This window comes from Kribbella sp. CA-293567, from assembly GCF_027627575.1.
GTDB lineage: Bacteria > Actinomycetota > Actinomycetes > Propionibacteriales > Kribbellaceae > Kribbella.
Genome location: NZ_CP114065.1, coordinates 5,683,726 through 5,704,801 on the forward strand (window position 1 = coordinate 5,683,726; position 21,076 = coordinate 5,704,801).

Genomic DNA, 21,076 nt, shown 5'->3' on the forward strand with positions numbered 1-21,076 from the left:
ACTTCAACTAACCTAGGTTTCGTGGACGAAACCTCGCACCGGCTCGAAGTGTCAGCGGCGCACCGGGAGGTGCTCGGGCAGATCCTCGACAAGTGGTCCGTTCTGGTCCTCGAGGAGCTGTGCGAGCAGCCCCGCCGGTTCAACCAGTTGCGGCGGCTGGTCCCCGCCTCGCAGAAGTCGCTGACCGCGACGCTCCGGCGGCTCGAGCGCAACGGCATCGTCGAGCGTCAGGTGATGGACGTCCGGCCCGTCGCGGTCGAGTACCGGATCACGCCGCTGGGCAAGACACTGCGCGCACCGATCGACCTGATCCTGCGCTGGAGTGACGACCACCTGCCCGAGATCGAGCAAGCCCGCGAGCGGTACGACGTCGACCCCACTGCCTAGCTCGAAGCGTGCAGCGGCACTCGATCCGTGACACCACGTCACTGGTTTGCCTCGCGCAACGACGACAGACTGGTACGACGTGCGGGAGACGATCCAAGGAGAAAACTCTGTGATCCGAAAAACGTTGCCTGCGGCAATTGCTGCCGTAGCGGTGATAGCGACGGGCGGAGGAGTTTCGGCAGCCTCCGTTTCGGCGCAGTCCTCGCGGCCGGCCGTGCACTGGGGACCGTGCCCGGCCGGCACCACCGGCCCAGGCCTGCAGTGCGCGACGCTCGACGTCCCGCTCGACTACCGCCGTCCGGAGGGACGGAAGATCTCCATCGCGTTCTCCCGCCTGGCGAGCGCCAAGCCGGAGCAGCGCCGCGGCGTTCTGCTGCTCAACCAGGGTGGCCCAGGTCTGGGCGGGCTGAACTTCGCCGACACCTTGGTGAAGGGCGGACTGCCGCAGCAGGTGCTGGACAGCTACGACCTGATCGGGTTCGACCCTCGCGGCATCGGCCACAGTACGCCGCTGACCTGCGACCTGACGCCCACACAGCAGGGGATCGCCTCGAACCCGCCCGCACCGTCCACCCTGGCCGACGTCAAGAAGTCCGCCGTGTTTGCGAAGACCGTCGCCGACCAGTGCGCGGCGTCGGCGACCGGCTCCCTGCTGCGGTACATGACGACGAAGAACACCGCGCGTGACATGGACCGGCTCCGCGAAGCACTCGGTCAACCCAAGATCTCGTACTACGGCGCGTCCTACGGCACCTACCTGGGCGCCGTCTACACGACGATGTTCCCGAGCCGCAGCGACCGCATCGTCCTCGACAGCAACCTGGGCCCGGACGGCTATGACAGCGACGCGCTGCGCATGCAGGCTTTGGGCGTCCAGCTCCGGTTCCCCGACTTCGCGAAGCTGGTGTCGTCCGACCCCGCGAAGTACGGCCTCGGCCGTACGCCGGCCGCGGTGACCGCGAAGTACTTCGAGCTCGTCAAGCGCCTCGAGAAGACACCCGTCCTGGGGTACGACGCCACGCTGTTCCGCGTCGTCACCGCAACGTTCCTCCGCTCGGACCCGCTGATGCTCGAGCTAGCCGAACTCTGGCGCGAGCTCGAGACCGCCCTCGACACCGGCAAGACCGCGCCGGCCGCAGCGGCGGCAGCCGGCCGTGCCGCGGCGCCGACCGGCGACAACTTCCAGGCCGGGCACTACGCGGTGGTGTGCGGCGACTCCCGCTGGCCGACCTCAGTGCACGCCTACCAGGCCAACGTGGCGATCGACCGCATCCGTTACCCGCTGTACGGCGCCTTCGCGGCCAACATCCGGCCGTGCGCGTTCTGGCCGGACCCGATCGAGCCGCAGGTGAGGATCTCCGACCGGGGCCCGGCCAACGTGCTGATGATCCAGAACCTCCGTGATCCGGCGACTCCGATGCCGCCGGCCCTGCAGCTGCGCAGGGCGTTCGGTGATCGCGCACGCCTGGTGACGATCGACCAGGGCGGCCACGGCGCCTACCTCTTCACCCCGAGCAAGTGCGGCAACAACGCGGTGACCGACTTCCTGGTCACCGGCCGCCGGCCGGTGCACGACAAGCACTGCCCGGCACCGCCGGCCTGACACCAGGACTACCGCACGATTCAGTCTCCGGAGCCCACGATGGCGGTCACGCGGATCTCGATCCGCATGGCCGCCAGGCCGAGGACAGTAACGCCGGTCTCCGTCCAGATCGGCGCGCGGCCGCCGAGGCGACGACGGAACTGCTCGGCCATCACCAGGTTGTGGTCGTCGCCGATGACGTCGTCGCCCGGTGCGACCTTGTGGTACGAGTTGACGTGGATGACGTCCTGCCAGGTCGCGCCGACCGTCGCGAGCGTGCGCTCCACGTTGTCGAAGGCCAGGACGATCTCGTCCTTCAGCGCATCCGGAACCACCAGGTCGTCGTTGACGCCTGCCTGGCCGGAGATCTCGACCCGGTCGTCGACCCGGACGGCTCCGCTGTAGCCGAGGGCCTCGTGCAGCTTCTCGCCGAAGCCCGTGGCGACGCCGAAGGTGACAGTGCTCATGAGTGATGCCTCATCTCTGTTCGGAGTGCGCTTCGCCAGATACTGACTTCACGCTTGAAGTCATAGTAGCCCGGGATCACTTCAAGCTCAAAGTGATGGCAGAATTCACCATCGGCGGGACGGAGCGACGAGCAGCGCGGGAGAGCGGATGAGCGAGCACGAGGACGACGAACTGCGGTGGCTCGACGAGCAGGAGAAGGCCGCGTGGACCGGGCTGATCTCCCTGGTCCTGCTCCTGCCCAGCAAGCTCGAGTCACCGCTGCGGCAGGAGCACGGCCTCACCCTGTTCGAGTACGTCGTCCTCAGCCATCTCTCCGAAGCCCCCGACCGCAGACTGCGGATGGGTGAGCTCGCCTTCCTCGCCAGCGGGTCGCTCTCCCGTCTGTCCAACGTCGTCAAACGCTGCGAACAGCGCGGCTGGATCGTCCGGAACCCCGACCCGGCCGACGGCCGCTACACCCTCGCCGAGCTCACCGACGCCGGCTTCGACCTGGTCGAACTGGCCGCGCCCACGCACCTGCGCTCAGTACGCCGTACCGTCCTCGACGCGCTCAACCCGACCGACCGGAAGGCCCTCGCCCGCATCGCCGAGAAGCTTCACATCGTCCCCGCCGACTTCGGCTGACCCCGGCGGGTTCGAGCGGCCGGGCCTAACCGAGGAAACTGGTCAGCTCGCTGATGACCGCCTGAGGATTCTCTTCGGCGAGGAAGTGGCCGGTGCCCGGAACCTTGTGAACCCGTACGTCGGTGCCCTGCCCCGCCCAGGCGGCCTGGTTGGACTCGAAGCTGTACTCCGAGGTCAGGCCGAGGAACGGTGCGGTGATCTTGCCGTAGCCGGCGAAGTCGAGCACGTCCTGGTGGAACGCCTGGTACCACGCGTTGCCCGCGCGGATCGCCTCCGGACCGGCGTACGCGTGGGCGTAGACGCGCCGGGACAGTTCGCCGATGGTGGACGGGTCCGGCGGGAAGGCGTCCATGAAGTAGTCGACGATGTACCGCGACCGGCCGGTGATCAGCTTCTCGGGCAGACTCTGGACCTGGTTGAAGGCGAACCACCACAGGCTGAAGCCGTGGCCGGGGCGTACCAGCAGCGGGATGTCGTAGAGGGACGGGTCGGGATGGCCGACGTCCATCAGGACGACCTTGCGGGTCGCGGCGCGGTGGTTGACCGCGAAGCTGTGCGCGACCATCGCGCCGATGTCATGGCCGGCGATGTGGACCGAGTCGTAGCCGAGGTGCCGGATCAGCGTGTGGACGTCAGCGGCCATCGTCTTCTTGTCGTAACCGCCCGCCGGCTTGGCCGATCCGCCCATTCCTCGCAGGTCGACGGCGATCACCGTGTAGCGCTTCGCCAGCGCCGGCAGGATCTTGTGGAACGACCACCAGGTCTGCGGCCAGCCCGGCAGGAGTACCAGCGGCTCACCCCGGCCGCCGATCACGTAGTGCTGACCCTTCGCGTACTTGCTCCGCAACCCCAGTGTGCGCGCCAGCGCAGCGTCCGACGGTACGCCGCCGCCCGTCGCTTCCGCGGCCGTCGCCGACCCAGTGACACCGGCCGCCACCGCCGCTCCGGCACCGAGCGCGAGCAACCGCCTCCGGTTCAGGTCCATGGAAAACCCCACCCTTCGCCAGGCGCCACCGCGGGTCGGTGCCGCCGTGCAGGGCACGGTAGATACGTCATGGGTCACCATCGCCTGGATGTGCGACCCATCTAATTGTTCCGGCTAGCTGCCGAGCGCGGCGACGAGAATGACGAGCAGGCTCAGGACGACGATCAGCCCGACCAGGGCGAGGAGTACGCCGAGGCCGTTGCGCTTCACCTTGGTGTGGCCGATGCTGCCGGCGGAGGCGAACTGGTGGTACGGCGCCGCGTAAAACACCGGCACGACCTGGTTCGGCACCACGGTGAAGTCGATCGAGGCCTTGCCGAACGTGCGCATCCACTGGGAGTGGATGTCGACGTGCAGCGGTCCGGCATAGACCGGGATGTCGTTGCGGCCGTGCTTCACCGACACCGGGTAGCCGTTCAGACGCACCGTCGGCGGAATCATGTTGCTGGTCATGACGCTGCCTTGGATGGTCAGGTGCAGCATCCCCATCGGGTACTGCGGCGGCTGCTGCTGGTACGGCGAAGGCGGCTGCTGGTGGCTCATGCGGCCCAACGATAGAACGACAGCCGGTCGTCAGCGCCAGGGGTCGACCAGGGCGGTGAGGTTCTCGGCCAGCGCCATCTGCAGGAGCGGGCCGAAGGTGATCCGGTGGACTCCGGCCGCCTTCAGCTCCTCGAAAGATCCCGAGTAGGCGCCGTTGATCGGGTGGGCGGTGACGTTGAGCGGCCCGGACAGCTCCGCGAGAAGGATGCCGAGGCTCTCCGCGTCGGGGATGTTGACCGGGTAGACGCAGCGGGCGCCGGCGGCTTCGCAGGCCTGGGAGCGGCGTACCGCCTCGGCGAGCGGGTCGTCGAACGTCTTGACCTTGCCGACGAAGGCGTCGGTGCGGGCGTTGATGACCAGCTCGATGTCGGCCTGGTCGGCCGCGGCGCGCAGGGCGCCGATGTAGTCGGCGTGCTCCTCGACCTCGCGCAACCGGCCCTCGCTGTGCACGGTGTCCTCGATATTGATGCCGACGGCACCCGCCTCCAGCACCCGCTCCACCAGCTCGGCCGCCGGAGTGTCGTAGCCGGATTCCACGTCCGCGGTCACCGGTACGTCGACCGCGGCGGTGATCCGCCGGATGCCGTCGAGCGCGTCGTCGAGAGTCATTCCTTCGTTGTCCGCCTGGCCGCGGGAGTCGGCCAGCGGATGACTGCCGATGCTCAGCGCCGGGAAGCCGGCGGCGACGACTGCTCGCGCCGACCACGCGTCCCAGACGGTCGGCAGCACCAGAGTGCTGCCGGTGTGGTGGAGCCGGAGGAGTTCACTGGCCTTCGCCGCGAGATCGGTCATGGCGTCATTGAACTCCTCCGCGGCCCGAACGTTCAACTGTCGTCGTACGACGGCGTGGTGAAGCCAGCAGCCCTACTCCACCAGTCGTCCGCTGATGGTGACGAACGAGTGCGGTGGCAGTTCGAGTTCGAGACCGCCGGGGGTCTGGGTGAGCGCATCGAACGGCTTGGCCTCGACCGCCGTGCCGGTCACCGTGTTGTGGCGCTGCGGCGCGTCGGCGGTCAGGATCCGTGCGGCCGGGCCGGCCAGCCGGCCGCCGCGCAGGTCGAGGGTGAGGGCGACCGGGCGGTCCGCGTCGAGGTTGGTGACGGAGAACAGTACGGTGCCGTCCTTGACGCTTGCCGACATCGAGAGCGTGTCCAGCTCTTCCTCACCGACCTGGACGCTGGTGCCCGACGTCCGCAGGTGCACCGCCAGGGAGGCCGCGTCCTGGTGGCCCTTGTTCATCTCGAACACGTGGTACGTCGGGGTGAGCACCAGCCGGTCCTCGTCGGTCAGCAGCATCGCCTGCAGGACGTTGACGGTCTGGGCGATGTTCGCCATCACCAGCCGATCGGCGCGGCGATGGAAGACGTCGAAGTGCACGCTGGCCACCAGCGCGTCCCGGAGGGTGTTCTGCTGGTGGAGGAAGCCCGGATTGGTGCCCGGGGCAACATCCCACCAGGTGCCCCACTCGTCGAGCACCAGCCCGACCTTCTTCCCCGGGTCGTAGCAGTCCATCACCGCCGAGTGGCCGGCCAGCAGCTGGTCGATCCGACGCGCCGCGATCATCGTCCGGTAGTACTGCTCGGTGTCGAACTCCGTGGCGCTGCCTTTGCGGTCCCAATGGCCCGAGGTGGTGTAGTAGTGGACCGAGATGCCCTGGTAGTAGCCGCGAGGTTCGCTTGTGGACCCCAGACTGCTGATCGCCTTCATCAGCGTCTCGGTCCAGGCGTAGTCGTCGTTGTTGGCCCCCGCCGCGATCCGGTACAGCCGGTTGTCGCCGTGATCACGGCAGTACGTCGCGAACTGCCGCGCCAGATCCGCGTACGCCTCGGCCCGCAGGTTGCCACCACACCCCCAGGCCTCGTTGCCGATCCCCCAGAACGGCACCCGCCACGGCTCCTCCCGGCCGTTCTCCGTCCGCAACCGGCCCATCGGGGAGTCTTTGCTGCCGGTCAGATACTCGATCCAGTCGCTCATCTCCCGCACCGTGCCGCTGCCGACGTTGCCGTTCACGTACGGGTCGGCGCCCAGCAGTTCGCACAGAGCCAGGAAGTCGTGGGTGCCGAAGTGGTTGTTCTCCACCACCTTGCCCCAGTGACTGTTGACCATCGAAGGCCGCGACCCCCGCGGGCCGATCCCGTCCCGCCAGTGGTACTCGTCGGCGAAACACCCACCCGGCCACCGCAGGTTCGGGATGTTCAGCCGGCGCAGCGCCTCCACCACGTCGAGCCGGATGCCGCCCTCGTTCGGAATCTCCGAGTCCTCGCCGACGTAGAACCCGTCGTAGATGCAGCGTCCCAGATGCTCGGCGAAATGGCCGTACAACTGCCGGCTGATCACCGGACCTTCCAGATCCAGGTCGACGATCGCACGGGCCGCGGGCTGGGGACTCATCAAGGGGCTCCTCCGAGCTGGAAGTCGCTGTCGAGGCACAACTGTTAACGCTAACAACGATGTCGTCAAGATGGTCCGGTCGGCGGACCAGCGCCTCCGGTTCTGATCATTGATCACGGATGGATAACATCTGGGCGACACTCGCCCTCGGCCGTAACTCTGGGCCTCGGGCATCAGTTATGGGGCTGACCTGCGATGCCAGGCCGTGACCGGCGAACCCCCCTCTTCGCCGATCCAGGGAGTTGAGGCGCCCATGACCCGAGGAACCGCCGCGCGGGCGGCGGACCGTGACTTCGTCGGCCGGACCGAAGAACTCCGCCGGCTGACCGACCTCGCCCACAAGGTCCGCTCCGGGCAGCACCGGACCGCGGTGATCCGGGGTGCGCCGGGAATCGGCAAGTCGGCCCTGATCAGCCGGTTCCTGGCCGACCTCGAGGGCTTCACCGTGCTGTCGGCGATCGGCGACCTCTCCGAACGCCCGCTGGAGCTGGGCATCGTCGACCAGTTGCTGTCCCGGGTACCGGCCGAGACAAGGTCCCGGACACCGGCCCTCGGCGCCGCCAGACTGCCGGGCGCCAACCCGCTCGCGATCGGAACCCAGCTCCTGGAGCTCGTCGGCGAACTGACGCCGGTCGCCCTCGTCGTCGACGATCTCCAATGGGCGGACCACTCGTCCCTGCAGGCGCTGCGATTCCTGCTCCGGCGAATCTGGTCGGAGGAAGTGCTGGTCGTGCTTCTGGCCCGCTCCGGGGAGCAGCCCGACGACCCGGCCGTCGATCGTCTGCTCCATGCGACTCCGGCGGAGCTTCAGCTCGAACTCGGCGGTCTGGACCTGGTCGACGTGGCCGATCTCGCCCGGCAGCTGTCCGGCCACCAGCTACCGACCGCGACGGTCCGGCGGTTCCACTCGTTCACCCGCGGTCATCCTCTGCTGCTACGCACGATCCTGCGCGAGGTCGGGTCCCAGCAATCGCCCGGGATCGACTGGGGCCGGACGGTTCCGCCGTCGGTGGCGACCGGAGTACGGCGCCGGTTCGAGAACCTTCCGCCGCCGTCCCAGGCGCTGCTCGAGGCGCTGGCCGTCCTCGGCGGCAGACCCTCGCTTGCGCAGGCCGCCGAGGTGGCTGCGGTCGAAACGGCGGCTGAAGCACTCGGGCCCGCGATCGAGGCCGGCCTGGCGATCTGGTTCCCCGAGGAACCGTCCTGCCCGGTCTCCATCACCCACGAACTGCAGCGCGAGGCGATCTACTCGGCGCTGAGCCCCGTCCGGCGCGGCTCGCTGCACCAGCGGGCCGCCACCACGGTCGAGCATCTGCAGGCCTGGCGGCACCGGGTGGCGGCGGTCAGTTCGACCGACGCGAAGCTGGCCCGGCAGCTGGAGCAGGCAGCCGGCGAAGAAGGGGCCCAAGGCAACCATGACGCCGCCGCGACGTTCCTGGGCTGGGCTGCCGAGCTCGCGCCCTGGGGTCCGTTGAGCGAGAAGCTGCTGCTGACCTCGATGATCCACATCATGTTCAGCCCCGGCCGGGGCCGCGCCAGGACGCTGTATGCCCGCGCGACCCGCTGCGCGCCGTCGGCGCTGCGCAGCCTGGCTCTCGGTCTGTGCGAGCTCTACGTCACCGGCGAGCGAAGCGCTGCCGAAGATCATCTCCGGGAAGCCTTCGAGGTCAGCACGGCGATCGCCTCGGAAGGCTGGGTGCGCGGTACGGCGGCCGCCGGGCTGACCGGTATCAGCGTCTGGCGCGGCGACGCCGACAGCGCCATGAGGTACGCCGACGTCGCGCTGACCACCCCCGGCGTACCGGTGCAGCAGCGTGACTACGTGGCTTGTCTGCGCGCTGTCGCCCGCAGCCGGCGCGACGGGCTTCCGGCCGGCCTCGACGAACTTCGTCATCTCTCCGATCATCCGTCCGACGTGTCGACCCACGATCTCGAGGCGCTGGCCTGCCGCGGTGCCATCCGGACACTGACCGGGCTGATCGAGGAGGCCGAAGGCGATCTCACCGAGGTGGTCCGACGTCAGGAAGCCGGTGTCCCGATGCTGTCCGGGGTCCAGCCGCACTGCTATCTGGCCGCGGCGCAGTACCAGTTGGGTGACTGGGACAGCAGCGCGCTGACGATGCGCCGGGCCTCACTGCTGGTGGACGAGGACCAGCCGGCGATGAACCAGGTGATCAGCCACCTGGCCGCTTCGCTGGTTCCGTCGGCCCGCGGCGACTGGAGCACGGCGGACGGCCTGGTCCGGTCTGCCCAGACCGCCGCCCGGCGGTTCGGCGGTCCGCAGGATCTCCGGTACGCCGCCATCGCGGCCGGCCTGCTGTGCGAGGCCCGTGGCGACAGCCGCGGCGTCCTGCGTGCGCTGAGTGTCGTGCCCGGGCTGCGTTCCCGAGGTGGTCCGCCGAGCGGGCTGCACGAGTGGTGGAGCACCTTCTGGGGACCGTTGCTGATCCACTCCTTGCAGGACAGCGGAGAACTCGCGGAGGCGGCCGGTGAACTGACAGCGCTGCGGGAGCGTGCTCAGGACAGCACGATGCTGGGCAGTACGATCGCCCGGCTGGCCGCACGCCAGGCCGATGCCGAGGGCAACAAACAGCTGGCGATCGACCTGGCGGAGGAGCAGCTCCGCACGCTGCTCGCACCGCGGCCACGGCTGGCCGACGGGTTGCTCTTCCACGAGCACGGCCGGCGGTTGCTCGGCATCGGCGACCGCATCGGCGCGGCGCGCTGGCTCACCGCCGCGGATCAGTGTCTCGGCGCCCTGTCGGCCCTGCCCTACCGCCGGCGGCTGGCCACCGATCTGGCGATGCTGACCGCCGAACCCGTACCGCGGCGGCTGCCCGAGCTGACGGCACGCGAACGCGAGGTGACCGAACTGGTGCTGCGTGACCTCACCAACCGGGAGATCGCGGCCGAGCTCTTCGTCAGCCCCAAGACCGTCGAGTACCACCTGCGCAACATCTTCGCCCGGCTCGGCATCGGCTCCCGGCGAGAGCTGCGCGGCCTATTCTGACCGGCGGCTCCGTCCGGCCAGGACGACGGTCCGGGCCGGCCGCCTGATCGGGCAGCGGCGGGTGCACGATCGCTGGTCCGGCTTCTTCCCCGCCCGCGGTCCTGTACTGCAGATAGTGAGGCGTGCCGCCGCGGCGGCGTGGACCTCGATCGAAGGGAGCAGCCCGTGACCGAAGCGGAGGGATTTCGCTGGGTCGGCGAAGAGCAGGAAAGGTATCTCGCGGACAGCAGCTCGTCCGCCTGGCAGGGAAACTGGCCCGAGCACCTCGGCAGGTACCTGGACCACTCCTGGCCCAACTGGCAGCAAGAGGACGACGAACGCCGTAGGGACTGGCTGGACGAACGCGTCCGGTCGATCGCTCTCGGCTGGATCGACAGCGAACAGCGGGGTCGTCTGGACACCCTGGCCGCCACCCACGGCGACTGGCGCGACTGGCTGCCGATCCAGCTCGACCAGTGGTGGCCGGACTGGTCGAGATCCACTCCCGGCGAGTTGGCCGCCTGGTTCGCCGGCGCCATGGACGGGCTGGTACCTCGACAAGTTGCCGCTCCCCCTGCGACCGCAACAGCAGCCAACCCGCTCGACCTCGGCTGGCTGACCGCCGAGCAGCGAACCCAGCTCGACACCCTCACGCCCGTCCGAGGCGACTGGGGCAACTGGCTTCCCGCCCAGATGGACGAATGGTGGCCCGACTGGACCCACTCCGACCACGGCCAACTCACCACCTGGTTCGACTCCGCCCTCCCCAGCCTGCTGACCCCGCACCCCGCCGACCCGCGCGACCTCAGCTGGCTGACCCCCGAACAGCAGCACCACCTCGACACCCTCACCTCCACCAGAGGCAACTGGCAGGCCTGGCTTCCCGCCCAGATGGACGAATGGTGGCCCGGTTGGGCTCATTCCGGCCACGGCCAACTCATCACCTGGTTCGACTCCGCCCTCCCCAGTTTGCTGAGCCCCACGGCTCCGCGTGACGTCTCCTGGCTGAGCCCCGAACAGCGGTCCCAACTCGACGAGCTGACCGAGCTCCGCGGCGACTGGCACCACTGGCTGACCGAGGACCTCGATCGCCGGCGACCGGACTGGAGCGAACTTCCGCCCTCCGAGCTGGCCGGCTGGTTCGACGGAGTACTCCCGTTGCTGCTCCTGCCGGACGCCGAGCAGGGACTGACGGAGGCAATGACAACGCTGACCGCCGACCTCGAGGCCGACGAGGTGCTGCAGGAGCTGATCGCGGACTTCACCGACGACGATCTCGCCGAGATCGTCGAAGCAGCACTGTCCTCGAGCCAACCCGCCTGACCCGGCCGAAGGAGACAGATCCCGATGACCCAGACCGACACCGACACCGGCGCCGAGGGCAAGAAGGCCTCGAAGGAAGAACGCAAGGGCCAGGCGGTGGCCCGGCTCAAGAAGCACGAAGGCGGCTTCCTCTCCAGCCTCGCCGACCTCGATCTGCGCTACGACAAGACACTCCGCCGAGCCTTCACGCACCTGGCCGTCCAGAGCATCCAGAGCGCCAAAGCCGGCGCGGACCTCAAGCAACTCGAGGTGGCGGCCGGCGGCAAGGCCGCGGCACTGCTGCGGCAGGGAGATCCGGAACTGAGCTTCCGGTCGATGCGGCAAGCGATCGACGCCCAGCTGGTCGAGGGCCGGATCGAGGTACGGCAGGTCGACGAACTTGTCGCCATGATCAGGGACTGCCGGACGCTCGAAGTGATGCGCTACACGGAGACCGGCAAGAAGGCGCTCTACGAGGCGGAGATGCAGGCGGGCCGGATCCTCCAGCAGTTCGAGACCGAGAGCCAGGCGCTGGCCGTGGTCGCGGACCTGATCATCACCTACTCCGACGGCAAGGATCCCGACGCGCTTCCCGACCAGCGGGTCGCCACGAAGTACCTGGTGGCCAAGGAGCAGACCACCTACCGGCAGCAACGCCGCCAGGTCGAGCTGGAGCAGATCGGCGACCTGTGCTCCAAGGCCTTCCACTTCGAGATCTACAAGGCGCTGGCGAAGTTGTCCCCGGACAAGGAACACCAGAAGCTCGAGAGCGACCTCGAGACGATGAACAGGATCTACAGCAACGCCGAAGCGGTGGCTTCGGCCGCCGGTGAGGGCGCCGGCTACGCCAGCGGAACCGCCGGTGTCGCGGCCGACATCTCCCTGGGGATCGCCCGCACCGGTGTCGACTTCCTGACCAACGCCGCGATCACGGCCTCCTATCACCGGCAGGCCAAGGCGCGCGTCAAGGAGATGCAGCAGGACAAGGAGAAGGTCTACGCCGAGGTGTGCGGTCAGCTCGACGGCAACCGGACCGCGGTGGCCGCGATGCTGGCGACGAAGTACGTCCAGCAGGTCAAGGAGATCCTGAACTACTCCGAGGTGCCGATCCGCGCGAGCATCCTGGCCACCGGTATCGGGCTCGACCAGGTCGGCGCGGGAGCGGCGACGAAGGTCCTCAGCAAGGCCTGGGACCTGCTGAAACGCAGTGTCGTCGAGGTGGCCGACACGTTCCAGCAGGAGCGGCTGGCGCGGGCCGAGGAGGAACTCGGCACGGTCAGTGGCGATCAGCGGATCAGCACCATGGACGGTATCTGGCAGGAATGGGCGGGCGGCGTACAGGACCGGATCTTCGAGCAGTTCAAGGACAACAGCGCCGGAGTCCTCCTCAACGTGCCGGACTCGGCCCTGAACGCGCTGTACGACACGACGATCCATCTGATCGCCACGGAGCTGATGGGCAGGCTGTCGATCAGGCCGGCCCAGACTTTCGACGCCGGCCTGTTCTTCAAGCACACCAACCAGATGACCGGCGTTCGCCGCCGGGCCGAGACCGCCGAAGCGGCCGCGAAGGAGGCCGGCGGCAACCAAGGGGCTCGAGCCGGTGAGTGAGCCGCGGCGTCAACCGATGGACGACCCGGTCGGTACTTTCGGTTGACGTGGGATGAGCGGGCGGTCGATGTACCGGGCGGGTGATTCGCGAAGGGTGGGTGAGGTCAACAGCACCGTCCGGAGGGAAGTATGAAGCGTCTAACAGTTCCTTTGACCGTCGTCGCCGTGTCGATAGGTACCGCTCTGGTGCCTGGGGTGTCGCAGGCCGGTTCAGCGGCCGCGCCTGCGCCGGCATCGAGCGGGATCAAGTGGGAGAAGTGTCCGGCCGGCATCTCCACGGTGCCGATGCCGGCCGAGATGCAGTGCGGCACGCTGAAGGTGCCGCTGGACTACCGGGCCCCCGAGGGCCGGACGATCGAGATCGCGGTGTCGCGGCTGGCGAGCAAGAAGCCGGAGCAGCGGCGGGGAGTGCTGCTGACGAACCCCGGTGGCCCGGCTCCCGGCCAGAGCTACCCGGCCATGCTCGTCACGCTGGGGCTGCCGCAGAGTGTCCGCGACAGTTACGACGTGATCGGGATGGATCCCCGGGGCATGGGCCGCAGTACGCCGGTGACGTGTGACCTCACGACGGCGCAACAAGCTTCGGGCAACATTCCGCCGTACGCGCTCAACGCCGCCGACGTGACCAAGCGAGCCGGCGAGGCGCGGCAGATCGCCCAGCAGTGCGCGACCTCGAAGACCGCCTGGATGCTTCCGCACGTGAGCCCGGCGAACACCGCCCGGGACATGGACCGGATCCGGATCGCGCTGGGAGAGGAGAAGATCTCGTTCGCGGGCGCCTCCTGGGGCACCCACCTCGGCGCTGTCTACACCACCTTGTTCCCGCAGCGCAGCGACCGGATCGTGCTCGACAGCAACCTCGGCGCGGGCGGCTGGGACTACGCCAGCGACCGGCTCTGGTCGCGGGGTGTGGAGGACCGGTTCCCCGACTTCGCGAAGTACGTCGCGGCCAACCACCGGGAGTACGGCCTGGGCCGCACTGCGTCCCAGGTGCGGGCGAAGTACTTCGAACTCGCCGGCCGGCTGGACCGCAAGCCGGTTCAGACACCCGAGGGACCGTTCGACGGCGCTGCCTTCCGGCTGATCAACTTCGGCTTTCTCTACGGTTCGGCCCAGCTGCCGATCCTGGCCGACCTCTGGCGCTCGCTGGACGCGAACCAGTCGCCGAAGCCGCTGCCTGGTTCGGTGGACAACATCGAGAACCTGATCTCGGCCCGCTATTACATGATCTGCAACGACGCGGCCTGGCCGAAGTCGGTCAAGAGCTACCAGCGCAACGTCGCGGTGGACCGGATCCGGTACCCGCTGTTCGGCGCGGCGGGCGCCAACATCACGCCCTGCGCGTTCTGGCCGGAGCCGACCGAGCCCGCGGTCCGCATCACCGACCGTGGTCCGGCGAACGTGCTGATGGTGCAGAACCTGCGCGACCCGGCCACCCCGCTGGCCGGCGCCCTGAACATGCGGAAGGCACTCGGTGCGCGGGCCACGATGGTCACCGCCGACCAGGGCGGTCACGGCGTCTACCCGATGAGCAAGAACCAGTGCGCGAAGCACGCGGTGACGACGTTCCTGCTGACCGGTGAACGGCCGGCGCACGACTACCACTGCTCGGCGGACGCCGAACCGCGGTGACGGAACGCAACGCACCGGCACGCGGTCGCAGTAGCTTGCTGTAGGCAACTACGCGGTACGGTGGCCGGCCACCGATCGTCAGTCCAGCTGCCGTTGAGCACCACCCCACCGACCTTCGAGGAAGACGATGACCTATCAGGACGAGCCGACCCTGGCCGAGGATCTGCTGCTGTTGCTCTTCCAGCCGCGCTCCGGCACGATCGCGGGTGAGAACACGTTGTTCTACACCCTCGGCGGAGCGGTGCTCGCGGATCTCGCCCTGCAGGAGAGCGTGACGTTTTCCCCGTCGGGCGGCAAGCTGGAGACGGTCAAGGACCACGTCCCCATCGACCCCACCCTGAGGTCGGCGTGGGACTACATCGCCGAGAAGCCTCGCCGGGTCCAGACCGTCCTGGCGGCGGTCGGCCCGGCGTTGCGGGAACCACTCCTGCAGCGGCTGGTCGACCGGGGTGACATCGAGCAGCGTGAGCGCAAGACGCTGTTCGTGTTCACCACGAAAGCACTGTCGGAGGGCTCGAACGGGCGGCGGGCCGAGCTGCTGGCCGCAGTACGGGAAGCACTGGTGGACGGCGTGGATCCCACCGCCCGGGTGGCCGCGCTGGCAGCGCTGATCTCGGGCAGTGGCACGCTTCCCCAGTTCCACAGCGAGATTCCCTGGAACTCCGCGGTGATCGCCCGCGCCAAGGAGCTCGAGCAGGGCAACTGGGGTGCCGGAGCGGCCGCCGAGGCAGTGACGCGCACCATGACGGCCATGATCGTCAACAACGCCGTCGCGGCCGTGACTGTGATTCCGCGGACGAGCTGAGCTCCGCTTCACCGCTTGCGGTGGTTGGCTTGCGGCGCGATGGGGAACCGGCTGCCCACGTGGCCACGAATCCGCGCGGACAGCCGGGCTGCCAGGTCACGCGCGTTGAACAACCCAGCGCGCGTGACCGCCCGGCCTCGGGCCCGGTCACCGGATCGTCGCGCCGCGGCAGAGGCTTCGGCCGGACGGCGAAGTTGTTCACTTGCCGCTGATCGGCGCAAGCCGTGCCATGGTTGGCCCATGGCGTCCGACGGTGCACTGATCGACGATGCCCCGGCGGCCGCGGTTCTGCCGGTGGGGCGGGTCTCGGCGCTGCTCGGGATTCCGGCCATGACCCTGCGCAGCTGGGAAGCCAGGTACGGGCTGTCCCCGTCGAGCCGGACGGCCGGTCAGCATCGGCGGTACACGGTGGCCGACGTCGACCGGTTCCGCCGGATGCAGCGGTTGATCGCGGCCGGCATCTCCGCCGCGGACGCGGCCCGGCTGAGCACCCGGCCGGAGTCCGTGGAGGACCTGGCCGACGGGCAGAGCCTGGCCGGGCAGCGACTTCTCGACGTCGCCGAGTCGCTGGCGCTGGGCGAGCTGGCCGATCTGCTGGACGACTGCCTGACGGCGTACGGCGCGGCCCGCGCGTGGACCGAAGTGATCGCGCCCGCGTTCAGGATGCTGGGCTCGCGCTACGAGCAGCAGCAGGACTGCACCGATCTCGAACTGATCCTGGCCCGTGCCGTGGAGGGCGCGGTCGAGCGCTATCTGCAGAGTCGGCGGCTGCGCGCGGACGGGCCGGCGCCGACCTTTCTGGTGCACTGCCCGCAGGACCGGCACACGATGCCGATGACGATCCTCAGAGCGGTGCTGCTGGAGCGAGGTCAACCGGTGGTGCTGCTCGATCCGGACATGACCGAGCCGGCCGTTCTGCAGGCGATCGCCCGCGGTACGCCGTACGCCGTCGTGCTGTGGGCCAGCGTTCGCCGGCCGGGGCAGCTCCGGCTCCGCAACCTGGTGGCGGCCACGGGTGTCGCGACCCTGCCGGCCGGTCCCGGCTGGCCACCGTCGGCCGCCCCGCTGACCGATCTCCAGAGCGCGGCGATCGCACTCGCCCTCCCCGCCTGACCGAGCCTCAAACTTATGCAAGCCCGCCTGATTCTTTACAGATACGGCGTGAAGTGCATGAATTGTGCATAAGTTTCATCGGCTGACGACCCGGTCAGCAGGACCGGTCGGTGTCTCGATGATCGAGGTGGCGGATGGCTCAACAGGAACTGCCCAGCGCGGCCCGCTGGGTCGACGACCGGCTCGGGATCGCCAAGATCGGCAAGAAGAACCTGCGCAAGGTCTTCCCCGACCACTGGTCCTTCATGCTCGGCGAGATCGCGCTCTACAGCTTCGTCATCCTGATCCTCACCGGGGTGTTCCTGACCCTGTGGTTCCGGCCGTCGATGGCCGAGGTGGAGTACCAGGGCTCCTACAGCCTGCTCAAGGGCCTGCACATGTCCGAGGCCTACGAGTCGACGTTGCGGATCTCCTTCGACATCCGGGGCGGTCTGCTGATGCGGCAGATCCACCACTGGGCGGCGGTCCTGTTCGTCGCGGCGATGAGCGTGCACCTGCTGCGGATCTTCTTCACCGGCGCGTTCCGCAAACCGCGCGAGCTGAACTGGCTGATCGGCATCGTGATGCTGTTCCTCGGCATCGTGGAGGGTTTCATCGGCTACGGCCTGCCCGACGACCTGCTGTCCGGCACCGGACTGCGGATCACCGAAGGACTGGTGCTGGCGTCACCGGTGGTCGGCACCTACCTGTCGTTCTTCATCTTCGGCGGCGAGTTCCCCGGAGACGAGTTCGTCTCCCGGTTCTACACCGTCCACGTACTGCTGATCCCGGGCATCCTGCTCGCGTTGATCGCCGCCCACCTGTTCCTGGTCGTCTACCACAAGCACACCCAGTTCCCCGGGCCCGGCCGGACCGAGAAGAACGTCGTCGGCTATCCGTTGCTGCCCGTCTACGCGGCCAAGGCCGGTGGCTTCTTCTTCGTCGTGTTCGGTGTGCTCGCGATGATGGGCGCACTCCTGCAGATCAACCCGGTCTGGCTGTACGGCCCCTACAACCCGGCCGAGGTGACGGCCGGCTCCCAGCCCGACTGGTACATGGCCTGGCTCGACGGAGCGGTCCGGTTGATGCCAGGGGTCGAGTCGGAGTTCTGGGGCGTCACGCTGAGCTGGAACGTCGTCGTACCGGCCTTGCTGATGCCACCGCTGTTCATCGGGTTCGTCGCGCTCTACCCGTTCCTCGAACAGTTCGTCACCGGCGACAAGCGCGAGCACCACCTGCTGGACCGGCCCCGCAACCAGCCGACCCGGACCGGGATCGGCGTCGCGATCATCGTCTTCTACGGGATCCTGTGGCTGAACAGCGGCAACGACCTGATCGCGACGCACTTCGATCTCTCGATCAACGCGATCACCTGGGTCTGCCGGGTACTGATCTTCCTCGGGCCGCTGATCGCCTTCTGGATCACCCGGCGGATCGCGATCTCCCTGCAGCGCGCGGACCTCGAGCGCGTCCTGCACGGCCGCGAGTCGGGCATCATCGTCCGCTCCCCCGACGGCCGGTACTACGAGAAGCACGAGCCGATCTCCACCTACCAGGCGTACACGCTGACCGCGCACGACCGGCAGCAAGCCGTCGACACCAGGGTCGACACCGACGCCCGCGGCATCCCGGCACCTCACCGGCTCCGGGAAGCCGTCCGCACCAGGCTGTCGCGGTTCTACTTCGCGGACACCGTGCAGAAACCGTCCGCTCCCGAGCTCGAGAGCAGCGAGCACAAGGACGACGATCGGAGCCTGAGTTCGTGACCCGCCGCTGGATCTTCGGGGATCAGCTCGGCCCGCACTTTCTCGACGCGGCGGACCAGCCGGTGCTGATGATCGAGTCCAGCCGGGTCTTCGCGCGGCGCCGGTTCCACCGCCAGAAGGCGCACCTGGTGCTGTCGGCGATGCGGCACCGCGCCGCGGAGCTCGGCGACCAGATCGACTACCGCAAGGCAGCGACGTACCGCGATGCGCTGCCTTCCGAACCATTGTCGGTCTGTCAGCCGACGACGTACGCGGCCGACCGGCTGGTGCGTGGTCTGCCCGACGTGCAAGTGCTGCCTGCTCGGGGATTCACCAGCAGCCGGGACGAGTTCGAGGAGTGGGCCGGGCGGCGAGGCTCGAAGCGCCTGCTGATGGAGGACTTCTACCGCGAAGCGCGCAGCCGCCTCGAGCTGCTGATGGACGGCCGCAATCCCGCCGGTGGCCGGTGGAACTTCGACGCCGACAACCGCCTGCCGCCGCCCAAGCAGCCCACGCTCGGCGCGAGCGAGCCCTGGTGGCCGACCGAGGACGAGATCGACGACGAGGTCCGGGCCGACCTGGACCGGTGGGAGCGCGACGGTACGGCGTCGTTCGCCGGCGTGGACGGTCCTCGCCGGTTCGCCGTCACTCGTGGCGAGGCGGTGCGGGCGCTGGACGATTTCGTGGAGCACCGGCTGCCCAGCTTCGGGCCGCACGAGGACGCGATGCTGAGCGGCGACGACTGGATGTCCCACTCGCTGTTGTCCGCCCCGCTGAACCTGGGCCTGCTCGACCCGCTGGAGGTGGCCGAGCGTGCCGAGCAGGCGTACCGCGCGGGCGACGTACCGCTGCAGTCGGCCGAAGGGTTCATCCGGCAGATCATCGGGTGGCGCGACTACATCTGGCACCTGTACTGGCACTTCGGAGCCGACTACCGGCATCGCAACGCCCTGCACGCGGAGGAGCCGGTGCCGCAGTGGTTCACCGACCTCGATCGCGACGGCGAAGTCCAGGCCCGCTGTCTGTCGGAGGTGCTGAGAGGCGTCCGCGAGCACGGCTGGGTCCATCACATCCCCCGGCTGATGGTGCTCGGAAACTACGCGCTGCAACGCGGTTGGCGCCCCGATCAGCTCACCGACTGGTTCCATCGGTCCTTCGTCGACGGTTACGACTGGGTGATGGTCGCCAACGTCGTCGGCATGTCCCAGCACGCCGACGGCGGCCTGCTGGCCACCAAGCCGTACGCCGCCGGTGGCGCCTACATCGACAAGATGAGCGACTTCTGCGGCGACTGCCGCTTCGATCCCAAGAAGCGGGTCGGCGACGACGCGTGCCCGTTCACCGCCGGCTACTGGTGGTTCCTCGACCGCAATGCCGAACGTCTGCAGGGAAACCAGCGGATCGCCCGGGCGCTCGCCTCCCGGAACCGCCTCGCCGATCTCGACGACCTGGTCCGCCAGGAACGCGCCCGGTCGTCCGCCGCACCCTGACCTACCGCATCGAAAGTCCGGGGAAAATACTTCGGGCGAAGGTGCATCCGGCAGCGGCCACGGGACGGAACTACCTGTGTAAGTGGCCTCAGCGGCCGCATCGCAGCAATGGAAGGAAGTCCCATGCGCACTGGTACCCGCCGGCTTGCCACAGCAGCCGCAGCCCTGACCCTGACGGTCGCAGCCACCCTCGGTGCCGCCGTACCTGCCAACGCGACCGGCAAGCTCGGCACCCGCAGCCTGGCCACGGTCCTGGCCGCGGACGGCGACAAGTTCGACCGGAACTGGAACGACTACGACGTCCTCACCCAGGCCGTCGGAGCGGTGCTCGCCGCCAAGCCGAACAGCCCGGTCGCGGTCCTTGCCGACGGCAAGGCTGCCCTGACCGCCTTCCTGCCCAGCGATCGCGCCTTCCGCTCGCTGGCCGCCGACCTGACCGGCCACTGGTACCGCTCCGAGCAGGAGCTGTTCACGGCCCTGGCCAAGCTGCTCGGCGTGGACACGATCGAGGCCGTCCTGCTCTACCACGTCGTGCCCGGCGCGACGATCGACAGCAAGACCGCACTCAAGTCCGACGGCGCCAAGCTGACCACCGCGCTGCCCGGCGGCAGCCTGACCGTCGACGTGCTGAGCAAGCGCTACCGGCTGGTTCGGCTGATCGACGCGGATCGTACGGACGCCGACCCGTGGCTGAACCCCTGGGCGCTGGACATCAACCGCGGCAATCGCCAGATCGCGCACGGCGTGCTCCTCGTACTGCGCCCGCTCGACATCTGAGCTCGCGCCTCACCAGGCTCCTGACGCCTCGGTCGGCATCCAGCCGGCCGGGGCGTCAGGGTTGAAGCGTCAGGGTTTCGCGCTGCCACGACCTGCGCGACTCCCGCGGTACGCCGCTTCTCGCACCTTCCTCAGCCACGCCGGGCCGGGCACGGCTCCGGCGGGATGATTGAGGATCGGGTCGTAGACGAGTCCATCGGTGGCGATCGGATCGGTCGACAGGTAGAGCCGGCCGACCCGGTGCCAGGCCGTCCGCCGTCCGGTAGCACTCAGGTCGAAGACCCACTCCCCCGGTTCTCCGGGCAGGTCCGCCGTGGCCGGTGCGTCCGCGCCATCCGTGGGGGTGAGCATCAACCAGGTCGGAGAATTCCCGGTCTCATAGGGAGCAAGCGTTGTGTAACGGGCAGCTCCCCAGCGGAGAGCGGGAACAGGCAGCCACCGTGTCCAGCGCCCGTGGCCCGAACTGGAGAACAAGAAGTCCCAGTAGTCCGGCGACTCAGGTGCCTGAACCCGGAGCGCTATCCCGAGCACGTCCGGCAGCGTTCCCGGCGTACCGGCTCCTTTGGTCAACCTGGCCACGACTTCGTGAGTCCCGACCGGCAATAGTGCAGCCGGGTCGGTGATGGTGAGCCGCGCGGCGAAAGCTGTTCCAC

General features: G+C 68.7%; 18 protein-coding genes. 12 read left to right on the forward strand and 6 right to left on the reverse strand.

Annotation, left to right across the window (positions count from 1 at the left end; all coding sequences use genetic code 11):
- Nucleotides 1-21 precede the first annotated feature (21 nt).
- Together OX958_RS26220 and OX958_RS26225 are read left to right on the forward strand one after the other, a co-directional pair.
- The gene (locus tag OX958_RS26220; RefSeq protein ID WP_270132217.1) at nt 22-387 is read left to right on the forward strand and encodes a winged helix-turn-helix transcriptional regulator; all 366 of its coding nucleotides are present in this window, start codon (nt 22-24) and stop codon (nt 385-387) included.
- A 109-nt stretch (nt 388-496) separates the two neighbouring features.
- Nucleotides 497-1,990: an alpha/beta hydrolase gene (locus tag OX958_RS26225; RefSeq protein ID WP_270132219.1), complete on the forward strand. Its 1,494-nt coding sequence runs from the start codon at nt 497-499 to the stop codon at nt 1,988-1,990.
- Between the two features lie 20 nt (nt 1,991-2,010).
- Here the strand turns inward: OX958_RS26225 and OX958_RS26230 are convergent, their stop codons facing one another.
- Nucleotides 2,011-2,436: a Rid family hydrolase gene (locus tag OX958_RS26230; protein WP_270132222.1), complete on the reverse strand. Its 426-nt coding sequence runs from the start codon at nt 2,434-2,436 to the stop codon at nt 2,011-2,013.
- Nucleotides 2,437-2,584: 148 nt separating this feature from the next.
- Between OX958_RS26230 and OX958_RS26235 the strand changes: the two genes are divergently transcribed.
- Nucleotides 2,585-3,061 (forward strand): MarR family winged helix-turn-helix transcriptional regulator, encoded by a 477-nt coding sequence (locus tag OX958_RS26235; RefSeq protein ID WP_270132225.1) that lies wholly within the window; start codon nt 2,585-2,587, stop codon nt 3,059-3,061.
- A gap of 25 nt (nt 3,062-3,086) precedes the next feature.
- On the opposite strand, the gene OX958_RS26240 is transcribed toward OX958_RS26235, so the two are convergent.
- The 4 genes from OX958_RS26240 to OX958_RS26255 all read right to left on the reverse strand — a co-directional run bounded on the left by OX958_RS26240 (nt 3,087) and on the right by OX958_RS26255 (nt 6,980).
- Nucleotides 3,087-4,046: an alpha/beta fold hydrolase gene (locus OX958_RS26240; RefSeq protein ID WP_270132226.1), complete on the reverse strand. Its 960-nt coding sequence runs from the start codon at nt 4,044-4,046 to the stop codon at nt 3,087-3,089.
- Nucleotides 4,047-4,160: 114 nt separating this feature from the next.
- On the reverse strand, nt 4,161-4,589 hold the full coding sequence (locus OX958_RS26245; RefSeq protein ID WP_270132229.1) for a hypothetical protein: 429 nt from the start codon (nt 4,587-4,589) through the stop codon (nt 4,161-4,163).
- 30 nt (nt 4,590-4,619) lie between these two features.
- Nucleotides 4,620-5,381 carry an isocitrate lyase/PEP mutase family protein gene (locus tag OX958_RS26250; RefSeq protein ID WP_270132231.1) on the reverse strand — a complete coding sequence of 254 codons (762 nt, stop codon included), beginning with the start codon at nt 5,379-5,381 and terminating at the stop codon, nt 4,620-4,622.
- 72 nt (nt 5,382-5,453) lie between these two features.
- Nucleotides 5,454-6,980: an alpha-N-arabinofuranosidase gene (locus OX958_RS26255; RefSeq protein WP_270132232.1), complete on the reverse strand. Its 1,527-nt coding sequence runs from the start codon at nt 6,978-6,980 to the stop codon at nt 5,454-5,456.
- A gap of 253 nt (nt 6,981-7,233) precedes the next feature.
- Between OX958_RS26255 and OX958_RS26260 the strand changes: the two genes are divergently transcribed.
- The 9 genes from OX958_RS26260 (at nt 7,234) to OX958_RS26300 (ending at nt 20,423) form a co-directional block, all read left to right on the forward strand.
- A complete protein-coding gene (locus tag OX958_RS26260) occupies nt 7,234-9,990 on the forward strand; it encodes a helix-turn-helix transcriptional regulator (protein ID WP_270132234.1) in 2,757 nt (918 codons plus the stop codon).
- A gap of 165 nt (nt 9,991-10,155) precedes the next feature.
- Nucleotides 10,156-11,292 carry a hypothetical protein gene (locus OX958_RS26265; protein WP_270132236.1) on the forward strand — a complete coding sequence of 379 codons (1,137 nt, stop codon included), beginning with the start codon at nt 10,156-10,158 and terminating at the stop codon, nt 11,290-11,292.
- Between the two features lie 24 nt (nt 11,293-11,316).
- Nucleotides 11,317-12,882, forward strand: a complete 1,566-nt coding sequence (locus OX958_RS26270; protein ID WP_270132238.1) for a hypothetical protein — start codon at nt 11,317-11,319, stop codon at nt 12,880-12,882.
- 165 nt (nt 12,883-13,047) lie between these two features.
- On the forward strand, nt 13,048-14,514 hold the full coding sequence (locus OX958_RS26275) for an alpha/beta hydrolase (protein WP_270132239.1): 1,467 nt from the start codon (nt 13,048-13,050) through the stop codon (nt 14,512-14,514).
- Between the two features lie 127 nt (nt 14,515-14,641).
- Nucleotides 14,642-15,319, forward strand: a complete 678-nt coding sequence (locus OX958_RS26280; RefSeq protein WP_270132242.1) for a GOLPH3/VPS74 family protein — start codon at nt 14,642-14,644, stop codon at nt 15,317-15,319.
- Between the two features lie 240 nt (nt 15,320-15,559).
- Nucleotides 15,560-16,432 (forward strand): MerR family transcriptional regulator, encoded by an 873-nt coding sequence (locus OX958_RS26285; protein ID WP_270132243.1) that lies wholly within the window; start codon nt 15,560-15,562, stop codon nt 16,430-16,432.
- Nucleotides 16,433-16,566: 134 nt separating this feature from the next.
- Nucleotides 16,567-18,177 (forward strand): cytochrome bc1 complex cytochrome b subunit, encoded by a 1,611-nt coding sequence (gene qcrB / locus OX958_RS26290; RefSeq protein ID WP_270132244.1) that lies wholly within the window; start codon nt 16,567-16,569, stop codon nt 18,175-18,177.
- Entirely contained in the window at nt 18,174-19,646 is a 1,473-nt protein-coding gene (locus OX958_RS26295) for a cryptochrome/photolyase family protein (RefSeq protein ID WP_270132245.1), read from the forward strand. The genes qcrB and OX958_RS26295 overlap by 4 nt, the downstream gene beginning before the upstream one ends.
- A gap of 123 nt (nt 19,647-19,769) precedes the next feature.
- A complete protein-coding gene (locus tag OX958_RS26300; protein WP_270132246.1) occupies nt 19,770-20,423 on the forward strand; it encodes a fasciclin domain-containing protein in 654 nt (217 codons plus the stop codon).
- Between the two features lie 69 nt (nt 20,424-20,492).
- Here the strand turns inward: OX958_RS26300 and OX958_RS26305 are convergent, their stop codons facing one another.
- The gene (locus OX958_RS26305; protein ID WP_270132248.1) at nt 20,493-20,774 is read right to left on the reverse strand and encodes a hypothetical protein; all 282 of its coding nucleotides are present in this window, start codon (nt 20,772-20,774) and stop codon (nt 20,493-20,495) included.
- Nucleotides 20,775-21,076: the final 302 nt, after the last annotated feature.

Excerpts from the sequence above, each read along its gene's own strand:
- OX958_RS26250 (WP_270132231.1), bottom strand. The coding sequence starts at position 5,381 with ATGACCGATCTCGCGGCGAAGGCCAGTGAACTCCTCCGGCTCCACCAC.
- OX958_RS26270 (WP_270132238.1), top strand. The coding sequence starts at position 11,317 with ATGACCCAGACCGACACCGACACCGGCGCCGAGGGCAAGAAGGCCTCG.
- OX958_RS26230 (WP_270132222.1), bottom strand. The coding sequence starts at position 2,436 with ATGAGCACTGTCACCTTCGGCGTCGCCACGGGCTTCGGCGAGAAGCTG.
- OX958_RS26255 (WP_270132232.1), bottom strand. The coding sequence starts at position 6,980 with ATGAGTCCCCAGCCCGCGGCCCGTGCGATCGTCGACCTGGATCTGGAA.
- OX958_RS26245 (WP_270132229.1), bottom strand. The coding sequence starts at position 4,589 with ATGAGCCACCAGCAGCCGCCTTCGCCGTACCAGCAGCAGCCGCCGCAG.
- OX958_RS26285 (WP_270132243.1), top strand. The coding sequence starts at position 15,560 with ATGGCGTCCGACGGTGCACTGATCGACGATGCCCCGGCGGCCGCGGTT.
- OX958_RS26260 (WP_270132234.1), top strand. The coding sequence starts at position 7,234 with ATGACCCGAGGAACCGCCGCGCGGGCGGCGGACCGTGACTTCGTCGGC.
- qcrB (WP_270132244.1), top strand. The coding sequence starts at position 16,567 with ATGGCTCAACAGGAACTGCCCAGCGCGGCCCGCTGGGTCGACGACCGG.
- OX958_RS26240 (WP_270132226.1), bottom strand. The coding sequence starts at position 4,046 with ATGGACCTGAACCGGAGGCGGTTGCTCGCGCTCGGTGCCGGAGCGGCG.
- OX958_RS26235 (WP_270132225.1), top strand. The coding sequence starts at position 2,585 with ATGAGCGAGCACGAGGACGACGAACTGCGGTGGCTCGACGAGCAGGAG.
- OX958_RS26300 (WP_270132246.1), top strand. The coding sequence starts at position 19,770 with ATGCGCACTGGTACCCGCCGGCTTGCCACAGCAGCCGCAGCCCTGACC.
- OX958_RS26280 (WP_270132242.1), top strand. The coding sequence starts at position 14,642 with ATGACCTATCAGGACGAGCCGACCCTGGCCGAGGATCTGCTGCTGTTG.
- OX958_RS26305 (WP_270132248.1), bottom strand. The coding sequence starts at position 20,774 with ATGCTCACCCCCACGGATGGCGCGGACGCACCGGCCACGGCGGACCTG.